This is a genomic window from Flavobacterium calami (genome assembly GCF_038290035.1).
Taxonomy (GTDB): Bacteria; Bacteroidota; Bacteroidia; order Flavobacteriales; family Flavobacteriaceae; genus Flavobacterium; species Flavobacterium calami.
This window is the reverse complement of the sequence record NZ_JBBYHS010000003.1, coordinates 271,622-292,006: the sequence shown is the minus strand read 5'-3', so window position 1 is coordinate 292,006 and position 20,385 is coordinate 271,622. Positions and strand designations below refer to the sequence as shown.

The window sequence follows — 20,385 nt, the reverse complement described above, 5'->3', positions numbered from 1 at the left end:
GACATCAAGAAAATGTTTCCTAGAACAATACATGCAGTTACACTTGAAGGTTTTCTAATAAAGTTAACTCTGTTTGTGTTTGGACTCCAATTAAACAAATCAATTAACTAGCAACTTGAATTATATAGGTAAAAAATTTGAAGTATTATTAGACGATCTGGATATCCCAATAAAAAATGTCATGTTTACTCCTGATTTTAGTAATAAAAAAAAAGTAAGTTATACATACTTTGAAATATATGATGGTTTTGAAACCAGTCGAAAATTGGAAAAAGGGGAGATTCCTGTAAACATCATAATAACTTGGCAACCTCCGCTTGATGCTAACGAATTAAACAAATTAATTATTGATCGTACAAAAAGTGGTCAATGGACTCCCGAAAAAGAAGGGTATTTTAAACAACAAATTGTAGGCGATGTAGTGAGAACAAATTATAATCTTGAAAATTATAAAAAGAAATAGGTTTGATTTTATAAAAAAGAAGCCGTTTACATTGTTAGACGGTCTTCTCTTTTAATTTATGAATAGACTGTAGGAAGTGATAAAATCATTCAATAATAAATTATGAAAAAGTATATACTATTACTTAGCATGTTTTTGATCTCCTGTACAAGAAAAGATATTGAGAACGTAACCATAAAAGGGACTGTATTTAATAAAACAACCGATAAGCCTATAAAAAATAAAAAAATTGAGATTGAGATTGAATGTTGGAAATATGCTAATAGTCCGGACGAAAGCTACGCAGAGCATGAAAAAAAGTATATTAAAACTGACTCCAATGGTAATTATTCCGTTAATTTTAATAAAGGTGCTTTTGTAACTTTTCATGTAGAAGAAAATGGATTTGGCAGGTATGTCGGCAAACTATATATTAATAAAAATGAACATACTCATGATATATATTTAATTCCTCTTCATTAAAAAATATAAAAATTTGTGCACAATAAATTCTTGTGTCTGGACATAAAGTATGTAATTTATAAAAAGAAGAAAAATAAAAAACGGCTTTTATTGAAAAAAAGACACTGTCGAAAAAAATCCCTTTTGAAACCAAAAGGGATTTTTGTTAGCATCAAAACGTTTTATATTCAACGCCATTTTTATCGGCGTAAGGCAATAACAACTTCATGACTTTTTCATATTTTTTATCGAGCAAAATACCTTTAGTATCATCTAGTTTTCTACTGGCATTATCTATTTCCTCTTCGCTTTTTCCTTCGTCAATCATTTTGGCAATGATAAGGAAGTCCGTTTTTTGAATTTCATCGGCATATTCAAACAAATCTAAAGCGGCTTTGACAATAGGTTTTGCCTCTTCCTCAACTTTAAGGTTTTTAATTTTTTTGATGTCCTCCTTAAACGTATTGGCATACCAATATTTTACAGACTCCACACAAGTTGCAGGACGCATCGATTTATTGTCAGCTGCTGGCACTTGTAAACTACCATTTATTTTTTGCTGATAAAACTCTTTAAACAAGCGTTCAAAACTTTTAGGGATTTTATTTGCATTAAGACCAATCACCTCAAAAACCTGATCCGGGCTATCATTTAGCAGGTTACAAGAAGAAACAATAGCCGACAAAAAAAGGACAAAAATAATTTTAAGTTTCATCTTATTACTGGTTTAGGGTTTCCGTCTTTTTTATAACTGAAGACTGCAATTTTTCAATTTTCATCAAAACAAAATTTTCATACGCTTCCTGTTTTGTTTCGCTTTTTTTGCCTGAACTAAAGCTTTCACTTATGATATAACTTTTTATAAACTGGCTTTTTTGAGCTCCTAATGCATAATACCAACTTCCCATTTCTGAATGTACAAAAATTACAATTTCGTCCATTTTCATTATTTTTCTTTTACCCCTTAACGGACTACTTTTATAAACTGCATTTTCTTTTGCATCAAAAGTATAGCGTATTTTGCTTCCTATCTGTATATCATACAAACTGTGCAGGACAAAATACCCCATTAAAATATAAATGGCCCACCGCATTGCTTCGTCAAGGCGATGGTCAAAAAACGATAAAATCAAAATACCGGCAATAATACCCGCTAAAAACCACCAGGACATAGCAAGTGATGGCTTTTTGGGACATAAAGAAAAGGTATTCAGTGTTTCTTCAATATTATATTTTTCCTGAATGTTCATTTGTATTTATGATTTCCTGAATTTCGTTAAGTAAATTTTGCATCGATCTGGCTGTTAAACCCTGAGCAACGCCACTGCATAGTTCTTTGCCATTTTTCATATAATAAAGATTCAGCGAAACATTGATGGTAATGAAATACTGAGTGGTTCGTACGACTTCAAAATTGACAAAATCACTAAAAGGAATTCTGACCGGCGGAATAATCAAGGCATTCTTGATGAGGATTTCTTTTTGGTTCATATCGATCACAACATGATTTATAAAAATCGAAATCAGACATACAACGGTAAGAATTCCAAAAATCCAGATCATAGTTGTATTCTTGGTCAATACGCCGGCAAAGGCAAATGCAGCCATTCCTAAAACTACAAACAAGCCAAAGCCATATTGTCTCTTCATGACATATTGGTTTCCGTTTTTTGTGAATTTTTGTAAAGTTTCCATAGTTATTCAATTTTTACCCCATCAATAATCAGTGTAGTAGCTACTATTGACATATACGAGCTGGTGTAATCCGCAGTCAATTGATCGCTTAAGGAATCTATGTTTGCTTTTGTAAATTCTAATTTCCTGGAAGGCATTTTACCGTAAGAATCCACCATTGTGATGTGCCCGTCAAGTCCGTTTTTATTAGTCATAAAAGCTTTTAATAAAGCTACATTCTGCTTCTCAAAATCTATTGAAAAATAATAATTCTTTGTCTGCTCTTTTTTTTCAGTTCCATCAGTCGTTGTAACATTATTTGTCGAAGTAGTAAAAGAGAATGTTGCAGACCGAACTGGTGCCACAATCGTTTTGTTACCATCTTTTATCGTGATTTCTATTTTAACACGTTTGTCTTCCTGTTGTCCGTAACTCAATGTGGTCAAAAAACAAAAGGCTATCAGTATTAATGTAAACTTTTTCTTATTCATAATTTAGATTTGTTTTAAAAAATATTTAAAGCAAGATTACCATTTACTAAATTTCAGAACAATTCAGAATTGGTATATGGTAGCGTTAGATTTTTATTTGGTCATAGTGGCAGGGTATCAGCAAAATAAAGGTTTATGGCCTGTTTAGAACACTATTTACGAATTGATTTTTCAGCCTGAAAATGTTTGGTCAGTAATCAGACAATTTGTACTTTCCCTCAGTAATATTGATATCTATGTACTACAAAACAATATTTTTGCCTTTAAAAAACAACCCTTTAGAATGCATTTCTTTCCTATTTCTATTTCTTTTTTTGGGAATTTCAGTCCATGCACAAAAAGCTTCTGCTACAGAGAATTTGGCCGCTTATGGGTATTCCAAACGTTTTTCTGATACTGCTTCCTGCAAAAAAATGCAGCAGCTGGCATTAAATCAGGCAAAAAAGAAAAAGAGTACAGAGGACAAGATTATTTGCTATTCGTATTTAGCTTTAACCCAAAGAAGATTACTGCATTTAAAAGAATTTTCACATTATGCAGACAGCGCTTATTATTTGTCGGGCAAAACCAATAAAATAAGACCAAAGGCTTATGCATTTCTCGCCATGGGCACACTAAAATCGTATATCGATGAAAAACCGCAGGCTATAAAATATCTTCTGGCTTCTTATAAACTTTTTGCAAAAGTACAGGCACACGATCAGTGTTCTAAAATTGCTTCGGATATATCCTATCTTTTTTCTCCGGCATCACCAACGAAAGTTGAAAAATATGCCCGTGAAGCTTTATTCCATGCCGCTAAAGCCAGTGATCCTGAAAGTATCCTGCATGCCCGCCTTGCTTTTGGAAGTTACTTAACCGATAATCTGGAAACCGCAAACACTGCAGAATGGCAGAAAGCCGTAACTTTTTTTAAAGAAACGGTTCGTCTTGCTGAAAAGCATTCGGGTTCAATAGTAAGCAAGAGCAACATTGGAATTGCCTATATCAATCTCGCCGATCTTTATTCGAAAGGCCCAAAACCCATTGATGAGAAAGCTTTTTTGAAAAATCTGGAGAAAGCAACAGTTATAGCCAAACAATATAATATCAGAATCATTTACCGAAGTGCTATTGGGCTACAAGGATTTTATTTTACCGAAAAAGGGGATTATGCCAAAGCAGAGTTGTTATTTATTGAAGGAATAAAATACCAAAAAAGCCTTCCTTATACAGATAATTATCTTTTGGCTACTTTTTACGATTGTCTCAAAGATGTTGCAGCAAAAAGGAAAGATTTTGAAGCCTATTATAATTATGACGCAGAATATGTCAAATACAATCAGTTGAAATATGATGAATCGACTCAAAAAGTATTGCAAAATGCTGATGTACGATATGAATCTTCTAAAAAGCTCGAACGCATAAAACAACTGGAACTTGAGAACGAACTGGTGCAAAAAAACAAGCTTCTGGGCTACGGAATTGCAGGTGTTTTACTCATTGGACTGGTGTTTATGTTCCGTTCCTACTATTATCGCCAGCGCTATTACCAAAACCGGGAAGATTTCATGAAACAGGAACAAGCCAACAGCGAACTTAAAGTACAGCTGATGGAAAAAGAAACCATTGAAAACCTGTCTGCACGACTGGCTTTGGAGAGAAGATTACTGCGTTCTCAAATGGATCCGCATTTTATTTTTAATGCTTTGGGAAATATTCAGAGCATGATTTTGCAAAAAGATACACTTCCTGCGGTTTCTTATCTGAATAAATTTGCCAAGCTTACCCGTCAGGTTTTGGAACAATCGCGCAAAGAAACCATTTCTCTCGAAGAAGAAATCAGTACTTTAAAAAATTATATCGAACTCCAGCAACTGCGTCTTAATAATGGTTTTGAATATGTGATTGAATGCGATGAAACCGTTGAAACCGATGTTCTTATTCCACCACTTTTGATTCAGCCTTTTATTGAAAATGCTGTCGAACATGGCTTAAAACCTCAGGTTAAAGAAATTAAAGGTTTAATTGAAATTCATTTCACACAACATATAGACAAACGAAACCTCATTTGCGCAATTAAAGATAACGGAATCGGTCTGGCAGCTTCCGCAAAATTAAATCGGAACGACAATCACGAATCTTTGTCTACCAAAATTACAGACGAGAGGTTAAGCAAAATGCAGAAAGAAAATCCGTATGCAGGATTTGAGGTTCGGGAACGCGATGCGGATGACGGACCGGGCTGTATTATTATTTTAAACATTCCAATACTATAATACAATGTACAAAACTATTATTATTGAAGATGAACAACGTATCAGAGAAGCATTGTCTATAATGCTTGAAATGACGGCTCCTGATAAAATTCAGGTGGTGGCTTACGCCGAAAGTGTAACGGAAGCTGTAAAACTGATCGACCGCCTTAAACCTGACCTGGTTTTTATGGACATCATGCTGAAAGACGGAACCGGTTTTGAGGTGCTGCAGCAAATTACTTTTAATTCCTTTCACCTGATTTTTACAACCGCTTATGAACAGCATGCCATTAGTGCTTTTAAATACAGCGCCATCGATTACCTTTTAAAACCCATCGATCCTGAAGAACTGAAAGTGGCAATAGACCGTATTGCAATTTTACAGGAAAGGGTTCTCGAAAAACAACAGCTAAGTGAACTACAGATCAACCTTTCTAAAACACCGGACCGAATTATATTACCCACCCAGGAAGCGATGTATGTAGTAAAACTCGAGCAAATTATAAGATGTGAAACTTCCGGTTCATACACTACTTTTTTTCTCTCGGACGGAAGAAAAATTATGGTTTCCAAGCCACTCAAAAATTATGAGGATTTACTGGAACCACCTGCTTTTTTTCGCATTCATCAGTCGCATTTGATAAATCTAAATTGTATTGTAAGCTATTCCCGTGAAGGAATGGTTCAGATGAATGATAAATCTTTTGTGCCTATTTCAAGAGGGAAAAAAGAACAATTTTTTAAACTGATGAAAGAGGAAATTTAGTGTTTCAATACGTAATATCTGTCTAAAGGACCTAAATACCAACCCGAAACAGCAGAAGACAAAGTCAGGGTTTTGACTTACAGCAGTTACAGCTATTTTTGACCCAGTAAATAACTATAACGATGAACAGAAAAACCCTATCTATCTTAAGCTACATCACTATTATTGGCTGGATTGTAGCTTTTGTAAAAAGCAAAGACTTAACCCCAAAAAGCGATTTGGTCACGTACCATCTGAAACAAGGATTCGGAATCTTTTTAGTTTCTATTGCCGTAAACATTATTCTTTCTGTGGTTATTACAACAGTGACTTCGCTATATTTCCTTAGTTATATTGGCTATGCCATTTTTATCTTATGGATTTTTGGTATCATCAACGCTGCCAACGAACAGAAAAAACCAATTCCTGTAATCGGAAAAATTTTTGAAGATAAATTTGGTTTTATAGACTAATATCAAATGATCTTTTTTAGCTGACGTTTTTATTTTTGGAAGTAGAAAATGATTCTCAACAATCTTGGTTTTGAGGCTAAGAGTGGTTGGGAATCTTTTTTGTTGATAAGCAAAAAAAATCGGTTTTTGAAATTTTCAAAAACCGATTAATTGTATAGATTCTGCGATGTTTAAACTAAGTTATGCTTTTTTTAGCTCTAGTTTTTCCCCATCAGGAGAAGTGTAGATTTCTGACGAAAGGCTTTCATAAGGTTTAAAAGTTCCATCGGCATTTTTTTCTACCATTATGATTTCACCTTTATATTTTTTGAATGAAAGTTCTTTTCCTTCTTTTGTTTTAACAGTAAACTGGTCTCCATTAGGATAATCATAAGCTTTTTTACCGTTTTCGTAGATGATGAAATTTGGAGAATACGAATCCAGACTCATCATACCTCCTGAACTATTTGATGATGGTTTGAATCTTGGAACGTAAAAGTCTCCTACAAATATTTTCTTTTTATAATAAGCGGTTCCTGTTGTAGCAATATAGTAAACCGACTCTGAGTTCAAATGGTCTATTTTATTTGTGAAACCTCCCGGCTGATTCACGAATTCAAATTTAGCAATCGTTTTTTTAGCATTGTCTGGCCATAAACTTAATAATCCGGCCCCTTGTTTTGCTTCAGCTAAGTATTCATTTGCTTTTGCAAAATTTACTTTGAAAATTTCAATAAGGCTTAAATTAAGGTAGATTACCTTGTTGAGGTCCTTATCTTTCATTTTTCCGAATTGTTTTCCGATGTAGCTTTTGTAAAAAGTTTGCATTTCATCCAGATAAGCGTCTTCAAAAGAAAGCGATTCTAATTTAGTCAGCATTTCATCAGTTTTGGTATTAAAAACACCTAATTCCGGAAACTCTTCACATTTTTCAAAATTTCCATAATTAAAAGTAGTTTTGGATTCATTTGCAGTAATTAATAAGTTGTCCATTAATTCATAAACTTGTCCGCACAATGTATTTGCTAAATCAGATTCATTTGTTTTATTGGCACTTTTTTCAAGAGTGCAGGCTTTATTAATAGAAGTTTGATGAATGATTTCATTGTTTTTGGTTAAAAATAAGAAACTAAAATCGCCCTCAATAATTGTTTGCCCCATTGCATTAACAGATCGTGATTTAGTAGGGGAATAACCAACCAAAACTTTTATGTCCGGATTAACATTGTCAATACGTGTATCGTTTTTGTACTTGTCTAGCGTTATATCTTTTTCATAAGTGGCATCTTTTACACGTTCTGAAGTATATGACCATCTGTCAGAACCTTGCACAATAATTGAGTATTTTTTTATTGAGTTAAAAAAATCAGATTTTGGAACCGGAATGGTAAAACTCTTGGTTTTGGTATCTGCTTTTTGTGCATTTATGGTCACAGAAAAAAGAAGAAACAGCGCCACTGCTTTGATTTTAATCATTATATAAATATTTAAGGTTTATCGGATAAAAATAATATTTAACAAACAATATATCCTATTTTTGTCAACAAAATTTTAATAAAATAGTAATTAACCAACCGTTTAAACTTATGAAAAAAATTACCCTATTATGTTTTTCTTTCTGTTCCCTTTTTTCTTTTGCTCAAAAAGTAGACTTAGACCGATTTTATTTTAATGTAAATTATCAGGATATTCCTGTTACTATTGTTCCGCTTGAACAGAGAACATTTTCGACAAATGTAATAACAGATGGGCCAATATCAAATGAATTTGACGGAGCAAGAGTTCTTAATGATCAGTTACATATTTATGGGTGGAAAAAAGTAACCGAAGGAGCCTCAGTAAGTGTTAATCTTAATTTGGCTGATTTTTATGAAGAAGGAACTAAAGTGGAAACAAGAACCGTAGAAGAAAAAGATAAAGACGGAAAAGTAATTCGCTCTTATCCAATGTACACGCTTGTTACGACTTATAAAGGAAAAGCATACGCTAATGTTATTGCACCGAATATTGAAAAACCAGCCGCAGCGCCTGTACAGGAAGCAGCTAAACCTACAAACAGATTTTTGAAGAGCACTAATCAGGAAGCACCGGCAGAGGCTTCAGGTGAAAGTAAAAAAAATTACAACCTGTCTAATACCGTAACTATAAAATCTGCTGAGAATGTCAATCAGTCTTATTTAGAAAGAGAACATGCTAAAAACAGACGCGTTAATTTTAATAAAAGCTTAAGGGATTTTATTGATGGCGCCATCAGAAATGCCAATTTAGAATTAAACTATAATTATGGATTTACCCCAATAAGCCGTCAGGAACAATTATGGATTATAGATTCGAAAGAAGAAGAAGGGGCTATTCAAAAAGAAGCCATTGAAGCTGTAAAAGTTCAATTTGCTACAATGAAAGCAGATCAGTCAATTGATAAATTGACTCAGGATTTACAGCCTTTAATTGAATATTTTGAGTCTTTGAAAACAAAATATAAAGAAGACAACAAGGGAAGTAAAAAAATAAGATATTCAGCATATTACAATCTTGGGAAAATTTATTTGTATTTAGATCAGCCTGAGAAAGCAATAATAGAAGGTGAAGGTTTAATTGCTAATGATTATGATAAAGGAGATGGAAAAGATATTATTGCAAGTTCAAAAAAATTAATTGAAAAATTCAATAAATCGCAAATTAGGACAAGACATAATCCTTCATTATAAAAAAAAGGGCTGCTGGTAAAAAAATATTTCCAGCAGCCCTTTTTTTACAACTTTTAAATATTTTAAAAAGCCGAATGTTTATAATTAGCCCTGATGGCAACGACATCCTTTTGCTCGCTTCTTTAGCGAGTAAAAGATATAGTGGACAGCAGGAACAATATTTAATAGAAGCCTGTTGTTTTGCTTCTAATGTTAAAATCCGAAATTAACTCCTAAACCGAAAACTTGTCTGGTTTGGAAGCCTTCAAAAGCATTGTCATCATAAATAGCCTGGAATGAAAAGTTCGCCGACAGATATTTGTTTACTTTCATGATAATATTTAGCGAGTAATCTATATCGACATTTTGAGGATCTTCTAAATAATTGGAGTAGAGGTTCAACGTGTTTTCTGCCGTTACATTAGTCATAATGGCCAGTTTGTAATAAACCGAAGCGTAAAAACCTAATTCATAACGCATGCTTTTACCCTGATCTACACCAAAATAAGAGCCGTCAACGTACCCAATCCCGGAAGTGTAAGTATTGTCTACAAAAGTGAATTTTGAGGTCAATGGTGCAAAGTTGATTTTTAGATTGGCATCTTTTGTCCAATAGATACCGGGACCGGTTGTGAAATATCCAGGAGACATGAATTTGGTATTTTCTGTCCTGATTTCTTTTCCGTTTTCATCCTGACCGTAGATATAGCCGGTTGTAAACTGTGTTCTGAAATTCACGAAGTAAGAGTAGTACCATTGCCCGAAAGCTCTTTTTCCTACTATAGAATTAAACTCGAATCGGTCATCAGTCTTTTTTTCGAAATCGGCATTTTTGGTCTGCAGTAAACCATAAGAGGCCAGAAGTTTGTTATCCCAGGTAAGGTCGTCTTTTTTATAATTGAAATCATAGTTGATTCCCAACGTTCCTGAGAAACTGTCTTCACCTCCTGCAATCCAGTTATTAAAACTCGACTGATTTAATAATAAAGAAAGGTTCCCTTTGGTTTTCCAGCCTTCGCCTTCAATGGTATCGTTTATTTTTTTTACCGCTTTTTCGGTATTCTGAATTAATTCCTTTTCGGTATTTTGAGCCTGAACAAAAGTAAAGTTCGCTAAAACGAAGAGTAATAAAGCTATCTTTCTCATGGTTGTTTAGTTTTAAGTATATTAACAAATATAATACTAAAAACGCTAAACCCTGAAGCTTATTGGGTTATAAAGAAAGTTATTTCTTAGATTCTTTGTATAAAGGTACCGCAGAACATGCCTCTCCGTACATAATACTTCTGGCAAAAGGCTGCAAATAAGTTGTTGCCAAAATATAAGCGCGCATTGGTACCGGTTTTTTGGAACAGCCTTTTACAATAACAGGTTTGTTTTTGTATGCCGAATAATCAATTGTTGGTAAGATTTCTTCGTACAAGCTTCCGTCAAGATCTTCTATGGTTCCATTGACAACTTTTTTAGCAAATGGCGCTAATTGTACCGCTACTAAAATTAAAGCCCAAGCCGGAATAATAGCATCTGTACTGCAATGTACCGCTACATATTGATCCTGATATTGCGACCAGTCATGATTTTTAAGATGCTCTCTAAAGTCTTTTTCCTTCAATAAAAAACCTTCCAAAAGCCACTGCGAAATGTCAATCTGCACACGCATTCCTTTTGGGTAATAATCCTCTAAATCAAAAACTTCTAAAGCACTATTGGCAACTTTATTGATAATTTCTTCCATTTTTTAGTCTGAAAGTCGAAGGTCGAAAGTCATAAAGTCTTTTTACTTTCAGACTTTATGACTTTCAACTTTATGACTATTTTTTAAAGCATTCCTAATTCTAATTTTGCTTCTTCACTCATTAAATCTTTACTCCATGGCGGATCAAAAGTAATCTCAACATCTACATCTTTTATGTTTTCGATTGTTTTTACTTTTTCTTCCACTTCTCTTGGCAAACTTTCTGCTACCGGACAGTTTGGAGAGGTTAAGGTCATCAGGATTTTTACTTCGTAATCCGTATTTACCATTACATCGTAAATCAATCCTAACTCATAAATATCAACAGGAATCTCAGGATCGTAAATTGTTTTTAAAACTCTTACGATTGATTCTCCTAATTCGTTTGTGTCTATTTCTTGTTCCATTTTTATTATTTGATTTTTACCATTAAGATATTAAGAAAATTAAGTTTTACGTCTTAAAAACAATAGCTTAATTTCTTATAATCATTTAAGAGAAATTAAGCACAGTGCTTTATGAAACTTAATGCCTTAATGGTTTGAAATTTTTTAATTTTTATTCTTTGCATCAAAAGCCAAAGCGTACATTTTGATGTTTTTTATCATTGAAACCAAACCGTTGGCACGGGTTGCTGATAAATGTTCTTTTAAACCAATTTCGTCTATAAATTGTGTATCGGCATTTATAATATCTGATGCTTTTTGATTGGAGAAAGCGCGAATTAAAATAGCGATTATTCCTTTTGTCAAAATCGCATCGCTGTCTGCTGTGAATACAATTTTATCGTCTTTTTGTTCTCCCTGAAGCCATACTTTCGACTGGCATCCTTTGATTAAATTTTCGTCGGTTTTGTATTCTTCTTTAATTAACGGAAGACTTTTTCCTAATTCGATGATGTATTCGTAACGCTGCATCCAGTCATCAAACATTGAGAATTCATCTATTATTTCGTCTTGTATTTCTTTAATAGTCATAATTATTCTTTAGCAAAATCAGTCAGCAAATTTACGAGTTTTTCAATTTCTTTTGGAGGGAAACCATTGTCAAAACCTGGTGTTTCGTAGGTTTTCTGATTTTGAGTTATTTTTAGATTCCCAATTGCGGCACCGTCGTAAAAACGTTTTTCGGTTGGTGCTTTTAAGGTAGGAATGCTTTCTACATTTATTTTTTCGAATTCGGCTACAATTTTATCCCAATTCGCTTTTTCAATTTTATTTTCTACGGCTTGCGTATCTCTTTTATTGGTTACTAAAACCGTTTGATTTTGCACCACTATCTTTTTATAATAACCTCTCGACATAGCCGAATATTCAATCACAGTTGATGCCATATCTGCTTTTTTCTGGCTTGAACAGCCTGTTATCATAAAAATCGTCAGGAATAAAAAAGATAGAATTCTCATAAAATGAAATTTTAGCTTAACATGGTTTTGGCCTTTTTAACAGCTTCAACCATTACATCAATTTCTTCTTTGGTGTTGTAAAAAGAAAACGAAGCACGAATGGTTCCCGGAATACAGAAGAAATTCATGATCGGCTGCGCGCAATGATGTCCTGTACGAACTGCAATTCCTAATTTATCGATGATCGAACCAATATCATATGGGTGAATCCCGTCAATATTAAACGAAACTACTGAAGCTTTATTTTTTCCGTTTCCGTAAATTCTCAGACCTTCAATTTCAAGCAAACGTTTTGTAGCGTGTTCCAGTAATTTTTTTTCCTGAAGCTGAATATTTCCAAAACCAACTTCATTCATATAATCAACAGCAGTTCCTAATACGATTCCGCCTGCGATATTTGGAGTTCCGGCTTCAAATTTATGAGGCAGGTCGGCGTAAGTTGTCTTTTCGAAAGTTACTTCTTTAATCATTTCGCCTCCGCCCTGATAAGGAGGAAGTTTGTTTAGCCATGCTTCTTTTCCGTATAAAATTCCGGTTCCGGTTGGCCCGCACATTTTATGTCCTGAAAAAGCGTAAAAGTCACAATCCAAATCCTGAACGTCCGGTTTTAAATGTGGAACAGCCTGCGCTCCGTCAATTAAAACGGCAGCTCCAACGGCATGTGCTTTGGCAATCATCTCTTTTACAGGATTGATTACACCCAAAGCATTCGAAATATGATTTACCGTAACAATTTTTGTTTTCTCAGATAATAATGATTCATATTCGCTAATGATTAGCTCGCCTTCTTCATTTATCGGGATCACTTTAAGTACAGCTCCTGTTTTTTCGCATAACATTTGCCACGGTACTATATTACTGTGATGCTCCAAAGAAGAAACCAAAACTTCGTCTCCCGGTTTTAAAATAGAAGCAAAACCATTGGCTACTAGATTGATTCCGTGTGTGGTTCCCGAAGTAAATAAAACCTCATGAGAAAATTTGGCATTAATATGATGTTGCAACTTTACACGTGAAATCTCATAAGCGTCAGTCGCTAACTGGCTCAAAGTATGAACTCCACGGTGAATATTGGCGTTTATTTCCTGATAGTATTTCGCTTCGGCATCAATCACAACCTGTGGTTTTTGCGAAGTTGCCCCATTGTCGAAATATATTAAGGGTTTTCCGTTTACTTTTTCAGAAAGTATCGGAAAATCAGCTCTTATTTTTTGAATATCCAGCATAATTTATTTAGAAAAATTCTATTTACAAAAGTACTAAAACTAAATTGTTTTATCCGCCAATTCTATAATTTCCTTTTATGGTACTATATTCCATATTTTAATAACTTAAACAATCATTTTTTAACAGATAGAAACATAGGTTTTGTAAAATTAAAAAAGGCGTTTCACTTATTCTAAAAAACACATAGCTCTATGTGTTGAGAAATGCGTTTCTCTTTTATATCCTTTTTAAAAGAAGAAAAACCTATGTATTTATGTGTTTAAATTAGCCTATATGATTTTAATTTAAGAGTTTGAATTATTCAGATAACCTAAAACATCTGTTAAAATCATGACCTTAAATTATTTATCTTGCATAAAAATAGCTGTATCGAAATATGAAAAAAATCTTCAAATTACTTGGCATCCTTCTTCTTTTAGTAGTTCTCTATTTCGGATTTACGACTTATCCGAAGCTGGATCTGATTTCAGGCTTTTCAGCCAAAAGCATTGCTTCGGGACATTTTTTGGATAACCGTTCGAAAGAATTAATCGAAAAGACCGACAACGATATTAATCTGATCGATCTGGCCACCAATACCATTGATGAGGCCGGAAAATTTGCAACTTCATCAGTTTACGGACTGAAAGAACGAAAAGCAATTTACCGGGAAGGTTTAGGAGCGACATTAATTAACGATGATTTTGATGTTTCGAAACCTTATTTTATTCCCAAAAGAGCTAAATCGAAAACATTGCCTTTTCCTTATGGAAGCATCGACCCGAAAGACACCATTTTTGCGAATATTGATTATAAGCAATTACAAAAAACAATTGACAACGCATTCGATAAATCGGGTGGAAAGTTAAAACGAACCCGTGCCGTAGTTGTCTTGTACAAAAACAAACTGATTGCCGAAAAATACGATACCGGTTTTACGAAAGACAGTAAAATTTTAGGCTGGTCGATGACAAAAAGTATTACCAGTTCGGCTTTTGGGGTTTTGGCGAAACAAGGAAAAATAGATATTTATAAACCAGCTCCTGTCGCAGAATGGCAAAATGACGAACGTAAAAACATTACTATTAACGACCTTCTCCACATGAATTCAGGTTTGGAATGGGAAGAAAATTACAACACCATTTGTGATGCCACCAAAATGCTTTTTCAGGCAGAAGATATGGGGAAAGTCCAACTGGAAAAACCCGCTGAATTTAAACCTAACACACATTGGAATTACTCTTCGGGAACGACCAATTTATTATCCTTAATATTAAGAAGGCAATTTAAAACACAACAGGAATATCTTGATTTTTGGTACAGTGCCGTAATCGATAAAATCGGAATGAGTTCGATGATTACAGAACAGGATATGAGTGGAACTTTTGTAGGTTCTTCATACGGATGGGCGACAGCGCGTGACTGGTCAAAATTTGGATTACTTTACCTAAATAAAGGCAATTGGAACGGTGAACAGATTCTTGATGAAAGCTGGGTAAAATACACCGCAACTCCAACCAATACTTCTGAAGGAAAATACGGTGCTCAATTTTGGCTCAACGCAGGAGGAAAATTCCCGGATGTACCGCGTGACATGTTTTATTGCAGCGGTTATCAGGGACAAATGGTGGCTATTATTCCATCAAAAGATATGGTGATTGTGAGAATGGGATTGAAGGAAGATCCTGCTTTTGATTTTAATGGGTTTTTGAAAGGGATTGTTGGGAGTGTGAAATAGTAGTTTTAGCATTTAAATGTTTTAATTTAAAAATTATACTTTTGTAAAAAATGAATCTTATTCAAATTGTTAATAGTTTTCATTTTAGAAAAACCCAATAAAATCAAGCTTTTATGAAATGTTTCCCTTATTGATGAGGTAAACAATTTAAAGTTATTAACAATTTTTGGTTATGAAAAAAGATTTAACTATGTCTTCTGTCGATAGACAGAATATTTTAAATAATAAAATTGTTCTAGAAAACATACAAGAACATATTGGTGTTATTGGAATGTATTTTAATGGAGAATATCGATTCACAAAGTCAGATTTATCAGATTTTTATGGAATAGACAACTCAACTATTGATCGTTATTTATCTAATAATGAAGAAGAATTAAGGCATAATGGATATGTTAATCTGAAAGGCAAACTGCTAAAAGAATTCAAAGCAGAATTTGGATGGATGTTGCAAGAAGGTGCAAAAGCTCCACAACTGGGGGTTTTTAATTTTAGGGCTTTTCTAAATTTAGGAATGCTTTTGACCGAGAGTGAAAAAGCTAAAGCACTAAGAAGTGTCATGTTAGACATAGTAATAGATACTTTAAATCAGAAAGTAGGTGGCTCAACAAAATATATTAATCAAAGAGATGAAGATTTTCTAGTTGCTATAACAAGAGAACCTATTTATCGTAAAGAGTTTACGAATGCGTTAAATCTTTATCTTGAGATGGGAAATTATAAATATGCAGCATATACAGATAGTATATATGAAGCAATATTTCATGAAAATTCGAAAGAATATAAACAAATACTTCAATTAGAAGAAAAAGAAAACCCTCGTGACACTATGTATTCTGAAGTGTTAAAATTAATCGCTTCTTTTGAAATAGGAATAGCCGATGAAATGAAAAATAAATTCAATCAAATAGGAAGAAAATTGCTCCCAAAAGAATTGGACAAGTTAATATTAGATTTTGCTAATCAACGTTTTTGGGGACCTCAACTAGAAGATGTAAGAACAAAAATGGCTTGTAGGGATTATGGTCTTAGGAATATTATTCATGAAAGACTTAAGCCGTATATAACTACTTTAAATAGTGATGAATATAATCGTTTTTTAGGAGATAAAAGCAAAAGTTTAATCGAAAGGGTAATGGAAGATGAGCAGCTATTAGAAATTTTTAAAAGATTAAAAGACCGATAATATGTTTGAATACTCTTATTTTGATACTGAACACGCTATTTATGTACACGATCAAATAATTATTAACTCAGGTGGAATTTTAGGAATGCTCAATAAAGGATTGCTAGAGAGTTCAATTGAACATTTAAAAAATGATTTTTACTATCCTAATTTAGAAGATAAGTTGACTCATTTATTTTTTTCAGTTAATAAAAACCATTGTTTTCAAGATGGAAACAAGAGAGCTTCAATTGCACTTTCAGCATATTTTTTGGAGATAAATAATTGTAGTTTTATAGTGCCAAGATTTATTGCACAGATGGAGAACATTGCCGTAGACGTTGCAGACAATAAAATCAATAAGGAATTATTATCTGAAATAATATTTTCTCTGTTATATGAACTAGATTATAGCGAAGACCTTAAATTGAAAATCATTTTTGCAAAGTTGAATTAAAAAACCGATAAACTAATAAAAGTCTATCGGTTTTTTATTTATAGATTTTGTGTATAATTATTTCTTAGCCACAAACCTCGGATCAGATTCCATAACGGTTCCGCAATTATCGCAGGTTCTTAATTCTTCTGAATTGTAGAAATGTTCAAAATGAGGGAGGAAATCTTTTTCGATATTGTGCAGTTCAAAAAACACTTCATATAATTTATGGTTACAGTTGTCGCAATGCCAAAGCAAACCGTCTGTGTAGCCCAATCCTGCGCGTTTTCGCTCGATAACCAAACCAATAGAACCCTCAGAACGAACGGGAGAATGTGGTACTTTTGCAGGATTCAGATACATATCGCCTGGATTCAGAATCATTTCTTTACGCTCGCCTTCTTCCTGAATGACTACTTTTATATTGCCTTCCAATTGGTAAAAAAGCTCTTCGGTTTCATTATAATGATAATCTTTTCTGGCATTTGGACCCGCTACGATCATCACAATATAATCACCGGAGTCAACATATAAATTTTTATTTCCAACAGGCGGTTTTAATAAATGACGATTTTCGTCTATCCATTTAGTGAGGTTGAAAGGTTTTGCTATAGCCATTTTTTTGAAATTCTGAGTTGCTAAGTTTATGAGTTGCTAAGTTAAGGAAATTTGTAGAGACGCACCGCTGTGCGTCTGCATGATATGATAAAATTAATTGAAACCAAAAGACGCACTGCTGTGCGCTTTTACGGTTACATTTCTTTTATCAGATAAATATATACCGGAAAATGGTCGCTAAAACCCACTTCGTTTGTACTGTGCCGCAACGGATATCCTTTGTATTTTCCTGTATTTTGAATTAGATACGGTTTATTGAAAATTCCGGCTTTCCAGAATTTAAACGATGAAAAATCAGGTTTTATAAGCGATTCCGTTATAATAATTTGATCAAAAATATCCCAGGAATCCCGAAAAGCTGTTGTTCCCATACCGTGTTTCGCCATTTCTTCAAACGGATTATAAGTGCCAAATTCCGGAACTTCCGCTTTTTTGGCTTTTGCCCCCAAGGCAGTTTTTATACTTTTATTATACGGACCGTCGTTGAAATCGCCCATCGTAATCACTTTTGCATTTGGATTAATTTGCTGTAACGAGTCGATTATTTTGCGGTTTAATTTTCCTGCAGCTTCCCGATATTCGCTTGTTGCTTTTTCTCCACCTGAACGTGACGGCCAGTGATTGACAATGATACTGATTTCTTCTCCTTCCAGAAAACCGGTTATCAAAAGCTGATCTCGTGTAAAAACCCTGTTATTTTGAACTGCCTTCGTTGTTTCTTCATCCTGTGATTCTTCTTTTTCCTCTTCTTCTACATTTTTGTTTTTCAATATATATAAAGGTATATTTGAAAAAGTCACAGGTTTAAAATACTTCTTCTGATACAATAACGCCACATCTATTCCGCGTTTGTCAGGCGAATCAAAATGGATAATTCCGTAATCAAAAGAAAGTAGTTTTGGTTGCTTAATCAAATCTTCTAAAACGCCTCTGTTTTCAATTTCTGAACCTCCAACCAAAACAGGCGGATTTGGATTTTCGGGTTTTCCGATTTCAGATATAACTTTGGAAAGATTGATCAGTTTTTGATTGTATTTTTCTTTTGTCCAGTTTTGTACTCCGTTGGGTGTCCATTCATCATCATTTGTATAAATATCATCAACTGTGTCAAAAAGATTTTCGAAATTGTAAAAGGCTACAGTGTGAATGCTGTATTTTTTGGTCTGACCAAAAGCAGTAATCGGGAGGAAGAGAATAAAATAAATTCTAAGTATAATTGTTCGCATAAAAATGATCTTTTGAATTGCTGAAATTAATGAAATTTTATATTTGTAAGAAATTTCAATTAATTTTATTTTTTTAAATCTCTATCTTTGTTAATCAATAAATCAAAAGCCAAAAAGAAAATGAATACAAGCAGATTCCTCCCTATAAATAGCCCTTTTGCTTTTTGTAAATTCGTATTCCTTATTTTTGCTTTACAATCCTTTACCTGTCAATCCCAACAAAATATGATAACACCACCTTATTTACAAAAAGGAGATACTGTAGCTCTTTTGGCAACAGCCCGAAAAAACATCGACGATAATTTAAAACCTACCATAGATTTACTGAAAAGCTGGGGCCTAGAAGCCGTAATTGGAAGTTCAATTGGTCTGGATTACCATCAATTGGCCGGAACAGACGAACAGCGCGCTGCCGATTTTCAAAAACAGCTGGATAATCCGAATATAAAAGCGATTTGGTGTGTGAGAGGTGGTTATGGAACTGTCCGAATGCTGGATTTACTGGATTTTACGAAATTTAAGCAACATCCAAAATGGGTTGTTGGTTTTAGCGATGTGACGGTTTTGCACAATCATTTGAATACGATGGGCTACAAATCGATTCACGGCGTAATGCCTGTTACGATTCCGCGTGCGACTCCTGCTGCTATCAGTTCGATGAAATCAGCTTTATTTGGCGAGCCTTTGTCTTACTCAGTAGCACCGCATCCTATGAACCGTTTTGGTCAGGGAACAGGTGAATTGGTGGGTGGAAATCTTTCTATCTTATACAGTCTATTGGGATCACCATCTGCGATTGACTGCAGGGACAAGATTTTATTTATTGAAGATTTAGACGAATACCTCTATCATATTGATCGTATGATGATGAATTTACGTCGAAATGGCTGTATCGAAAACCTGAAAGGAATCATTATTGGCGGTATGACCAAAATGAAAGACAATGAAGTCCCATGGGGAAAAAATGCCCTTGAAATTATTGATGACGTGACTAAAAAATACAATATTCCGGTGATTTTTAATTTTCCGGCGGGTCATATTCAGGATAATCGTGCTTTGATTATGGGAAGTACGATCTCTATTAATGTGAATGCTTCAGGAAGTACTGTTGTTTTTAAGTAAAAAATTATACATATAGGACTTTAGCACTAACAATTAATTATATATGGAGATTTCTATCCAGAATTTTAAAAACAATATAATTGTTGATGACTGTGATATTACCTGCACTGAAAAAAAAGGCAATTCAGAAAATATTATAGCTTGTTCAATTGTGTACTTTAAAACTTTTAAAAGTCTATTGAAAGTCAAATTTGAATGGAAAGAAAAAGCTGAAAATTTAAATGAAATAAACTTTGTGTTTATTCCAGAAACAAAAATGATTTTTTTTCGATCAGTTCATCAATGGGGAGCAATTGAGATAGAAACCAAAACTTTGAAAAGACATGAAGATGCTTTTAATTTTCCGTTTATTGAACATAAACAAAATTTTATTTTAGTTGAGGATGAATTATATGCAGAATCATGTAAACTCAACGGTGATAAAATTGATAATATTCCTATTGATCCTCCATGGGAAGTTCAAGAGTTTCAAGACAGAATTGAATATGACAGTCCTGTTTTTGGACATCAAATCTTAAAAACAAATTACCATAAATTCTAATGG

Annotated in this window: 24 protein-coding genes and 1 pseudogene; 12 read left to right on the top strand and 13 right to left on the bottom strand. The window is 33.7% G+C overall.

Translation table 11 applies throughout. The features are described from left to right. The 3 genes and pseudogenes from AAEO57_RS20850 to AAEO57_RS04265 all read left to right on the top strand — a co-directional run. A pseudogene (locus AAEO57_RS20850) lies at positions 1–111 on the top strand (IS982 family transposase); the annotation flags it as partial. A 4-nt stretch (positions 112–115) separates the two neighbouring features. Continuing rightward, positions 116–463 (top strand): hypothetical protein, encoded by a 348-nt coding sequence (locus tag AAEO57_RS04270; protein ID WP_341689821.1) that lies wholly within the window; start codon positions 116–118, stop codon positions 461–463. A 102-nt stretch (positions 464–565) separates the two neighbouring features. After that, positions 566–925: a hypothetical protein gene (locus AAEO57_RS04265; protein ID WP_341689819.1), complete on the top strand. Its 360-nt coding sequence runs from the start codon at positions 566–568 to the stop codon at positions 923–925. Positions 926–1,076: 151 nt separating this feature from the next. Here the strand turns inward: AAEO57_RS04265 and AAEO57_RS04260 are convergent, their stop codons facing one another. The 4 genes from AAEO57_RS04260 to AAEO57_RS04245 are packed head-to-tail and all read right to left on the bottom strand — an operon-like array spanning position 1,077 to position 3,069. Further along, positions 1,077–1,619 (bottom strand): hypothetical protein, encoded by a 543-nt coding sequence (locus tag AAEO57_RS04260; RefSeq protein ID WP_341689817.1) that lies wholly within the window; start codon positions 1,617–1,619, stop codon positions 1,077–1,079. A 4-nt stretch (positions 1,620–1,623) separates the two neighbouring features. Then, a complete protein-coding gene (locus tag AAEO57_RS04255; protein ID WP_341689815.1) occupies positions 1,624–2,154 on the bottom strand; it encodes a hypothetical protein in 531 nt (176 codons plus the stop codon). Then, entirely contained in the window at positions 2,132–2,599 is a 468-nt protein-coding gene (locus tag AAEO57_RS04250; protein WP_341689813.1) for a hypothetical protein, read from the bottom strand. Before AAEO57_RS04250 ends, AAEO57_RS04255 begins: the two co-directional genes overlap by 23 nt. Positions 2,600–2,601: 2 nt before the next feature. Beyond that, positions 2,602–3,069: a hypothetical protein gene (locus tag AAEO57_RS04245; protein WP_341689811.1), complete on the bottom strand. Its 468-nt coding sequence runs from the start codon at positions 3,067–3,069 to the stop codon at positions 2,602–2,604. A gap of 314 nt (positions 3,070–3,383) precedes the next feature. On the opposite strand from AAEO57_RS04245, the gene AAEO57_RS04240 reads away from it, so the two are divergent. The 3 genes from AAEO57_RS04240 (at position 3,384) to AAEO57_RS04230 (ending at position 6,524) form a co-directional block, all read left to right on the top strand. Continuing rightward, a complete protein-coding gene (locus tag AAEO57_RS04240) occupies positions 3,384–5,327 on the top strand; it encodes a histidine kinase (RefSeq protein WP_341689809.1) in 1,944 nt (647 codons plus the stop codon). A 4-nt stretch (positions 5,328–5,331) separates the two neighbouring features. After that, on the top strand, positions 5,332–6,072 hold the full coding sequence (locus tag AAEO57_RS04235; RefSeq protein ID WP_341689807.1) for a LytR/AlgR family response regulator transcription factor: 741 nt from the start codon (positions 5,332–5,334) through the stop codon (positions 6,070–6,072). 122 nt (positions 6,073–6,194) lie between these two features. Continuing rightward, positions 6,195–6,524 (top strand): DUF4870 domain-containing protein, encoded by a 330-nt coding sequence (locus AAEO57_RS04230; RefSeq protein WP_341689805.1) that lies wholly within the window; start codon positions 6,195–6,197, stop codon positions 6,522–6,524. A gap of 180 nt (positions 6,525–6,704) precedes the next feature. Here AAEO57_RS04230 and AAEO57_RS04225 read toward each other — a convergent pair whose 3' ends face one another. Continuing rightward, positions 6,705–7,979 carry a hypothetical protein gene (locus tag AAEO57_RS04225; protein WP_341689804.1) on the bottom strand — a complete coding sequence of 425 codons (1,275 nt, stop codon included), beginning with the start codon at positions 7,977–7,979 and terminating at the stop codon, positions 6,705–6,707. 110 nt (positions 7,980–8,089) lie between these two features. Between AAEO57_RS04225 and AAEO57_RS04220 the strand changes: the two genes are divergently transcribed. Next, entirely contained in the window at positions 8,090–9,211 is a 1,122-nt protein-coding gene (locus AAEO57_RS04220) for a hypothetical protein (RefSeq protein ID WP_341689803.1), read from the top strand. A 192-nt stretch (positions 9,212–9,403) separates the two neighbouring features. Here AAEO57_RS04220 and AAEO57_RS04215 read toward each other — a convergent pair whose 3' ends face one another. The 6 genes from AAEO57_RS04215 to AAEO57_RS04190 form a co-directional block, all read right to left on the bottom strand. Further along, the gene (locus tag AAEO57_RS04215) at positions 9,404–10,336 is read right to left on the bottom strand and encodes a DUF3078 domain-containing protein (RefSeq protein ID WP_341689802.1); all 933 of its coding nucleotides are present in this window, start codon (positions 10,334–10,336) and stop codon (positions 9,404–9,406) included. A 79-nt stretch (positions 10,337–10,415) separates the two neighbouring features. Next, positions 10,416–10,925 (bottom strand): DUF2480 family protein, encoded by a 510-nt coding sequence (locus tag AAEO57_RS04210; protein ID WP_341689801.1) that lies wholly within the window; start codon positions 10,923–10,925, stop codon positions 10,416–10,418. An 83-nt stretch (positions 10,926–11,008) separates the two neighbouring features. Further along, complete coding sequence (locus AAEO57_RS04205; protein ID WP_341689800.1) at positions 11,009–11,332, bottom strand: SUF system Fe-S cluster assembly protein; 324 nt, start codon at positions 11,330–11,332, stop codon at positions 11,009–11,011. Between the two features lie 144 nt (positions 11,333–11,476). Beyond that, positions 11,477–11,902 carry a SufE family protein gene (locus tag AAEO57_RS04200; RefSeq protein WP_341689799.1) on the bottom strand — a complete coding sequence of 142 codons (426 nt, stop codon included), beginning with the start codon at positions 11,900–11,902 and terminating at the stop codon, positions 11,477–11,479. 2 nt (positions 11,903–11,904) lie between these two features. After that, a complete protein-coding gene (locus AAEO57_RS04195) occupies positions 11,905–12,330 on the bottom strand; it encodes a hypothetical protein (protein ID WP_341689798.1) in 426 nt (141 codons plus the stop codon). An 11-nt stretch (positions 12,331–12,341) separates the two neighbouring features. Further along, positions 12,342–13,556 (bottom strand): aminotransferase class V-fold PLP-dependent enzyme, encoded by a 1,215-nt coding sequence (locus tag AAEO57_RS04190; RefSeq protein WP_341689797.1) that lies wholly within the window; start codon positions 13,554–13,556, stop codon positions 12,342–12,344. Positions 13,557–13,933: 377 nt separating this feature from the next. Between AAEO57_RS04190 and AAEO57_RS04185 the strand changes: the two genes are divergently transcribed. The 3 genes from AAEO57_RS04185 to AAEO57_RS04175 all read left to right on the top strand — a co-directional run bounded on the left by AAEO57_RS04185 (position 13,934) and on the right by AAEO57_RS04175 (position 16,896). Continuing rightward, on the top strand, positions 13,934–15,274 hold the full coding sequence (locus AAEO57_RS04185; RefSeq protein ID WP_341689796.1) for a serine hydrolase domain-containing protein: 1,341 nt from the start codon (positions 13,934–13,936) through the stop codon (positions 15,272–15,274). 172 nt (positions 15,275–15,446) lie between these two features. Next, on the top strand, positions 15,447–16,460 hold the full coding sequence (locus tag AAEO57_RS04180) for a DNA-binding protein (RefSeq protein WP_341689795.1): 1,014 nt from the start codon (positions 15,447–15,449) through the stop codon (positions 16,458–16,460). A 1-nt stretch (position 16,461) separates the two neighbouring features. Next, positions 16,462–16,896 (top strand): type II toxin-antitoxin system death-on-curing family toxin, encoded by a 435-nt coding sequence (locus AAEO57_RS04175; RefSeq protein WP_341689794.1) that lies wholly within the window; start codon positions 16,462–16,464, stop codon positions 16,894–16,896. A 57-nt stretch (positions 16,897–16,953) separates the two neighbouring features. On the opposite strand, the gene AAEO57_RS04170 is transcribed toward AAEO57_RS04175, so the two are convergent. Further along, positions 16,954–17,493, bottom strand: coding sequence for a 3-hydroxyanthranilate 3,4-dioxygenase (locus tag AAEO57_RS04170; protein ID WP_341689793.1), 540 nt, complete (start codon positions 17,491–17,493; stop codon positions 16,954–16,956). 134 nt (positions 17,494–17,627) lie between these two features. Then, a complete protein-coding gene (locus AAEO57_RS04165; protein WP_341689792.1) occupies positions 17,628–18,719 on the bottom strand; it encodes an endonuclease/exonuclease/phosphatase family protein in 1,092 nt (363 codons plus the stop codon). Positions 18,720–18,944: 225 nt separating this feature from the next. Between AAEO57_RS04165 and AAEO57_RS04160 the strand changes: the two genes are divergently transcribed. Together AAEO57_RS04160 and AAEO57_RS04155 are read left to right on the top strand one after the other, a co-directional pair. Then, entirely contained in the window at positions 18,945–19,841 is an 897-nt protein-coding gene (locus tag AAEO57_RS04160; protein WP_341689791.1) for a S66 peptidase family protein, read from the top strand. Positions 19,842–20,097: 256 nt separating this feature from the next. Beyond that, the gene (locus AAEO57_RS04155) at positions 20,098–20,382 is read left to right on the top strand and encodes a hypothetical protein (protein WP_341689790.1); all 285 of its coding nucleotides are present in this window, start codon (positions 20,098–20,100) and stop codon (positions 20,380–20,382) included. The last annotated feature ends 3 nt before the right edge of the window (positions 20,383–20,385 follow it).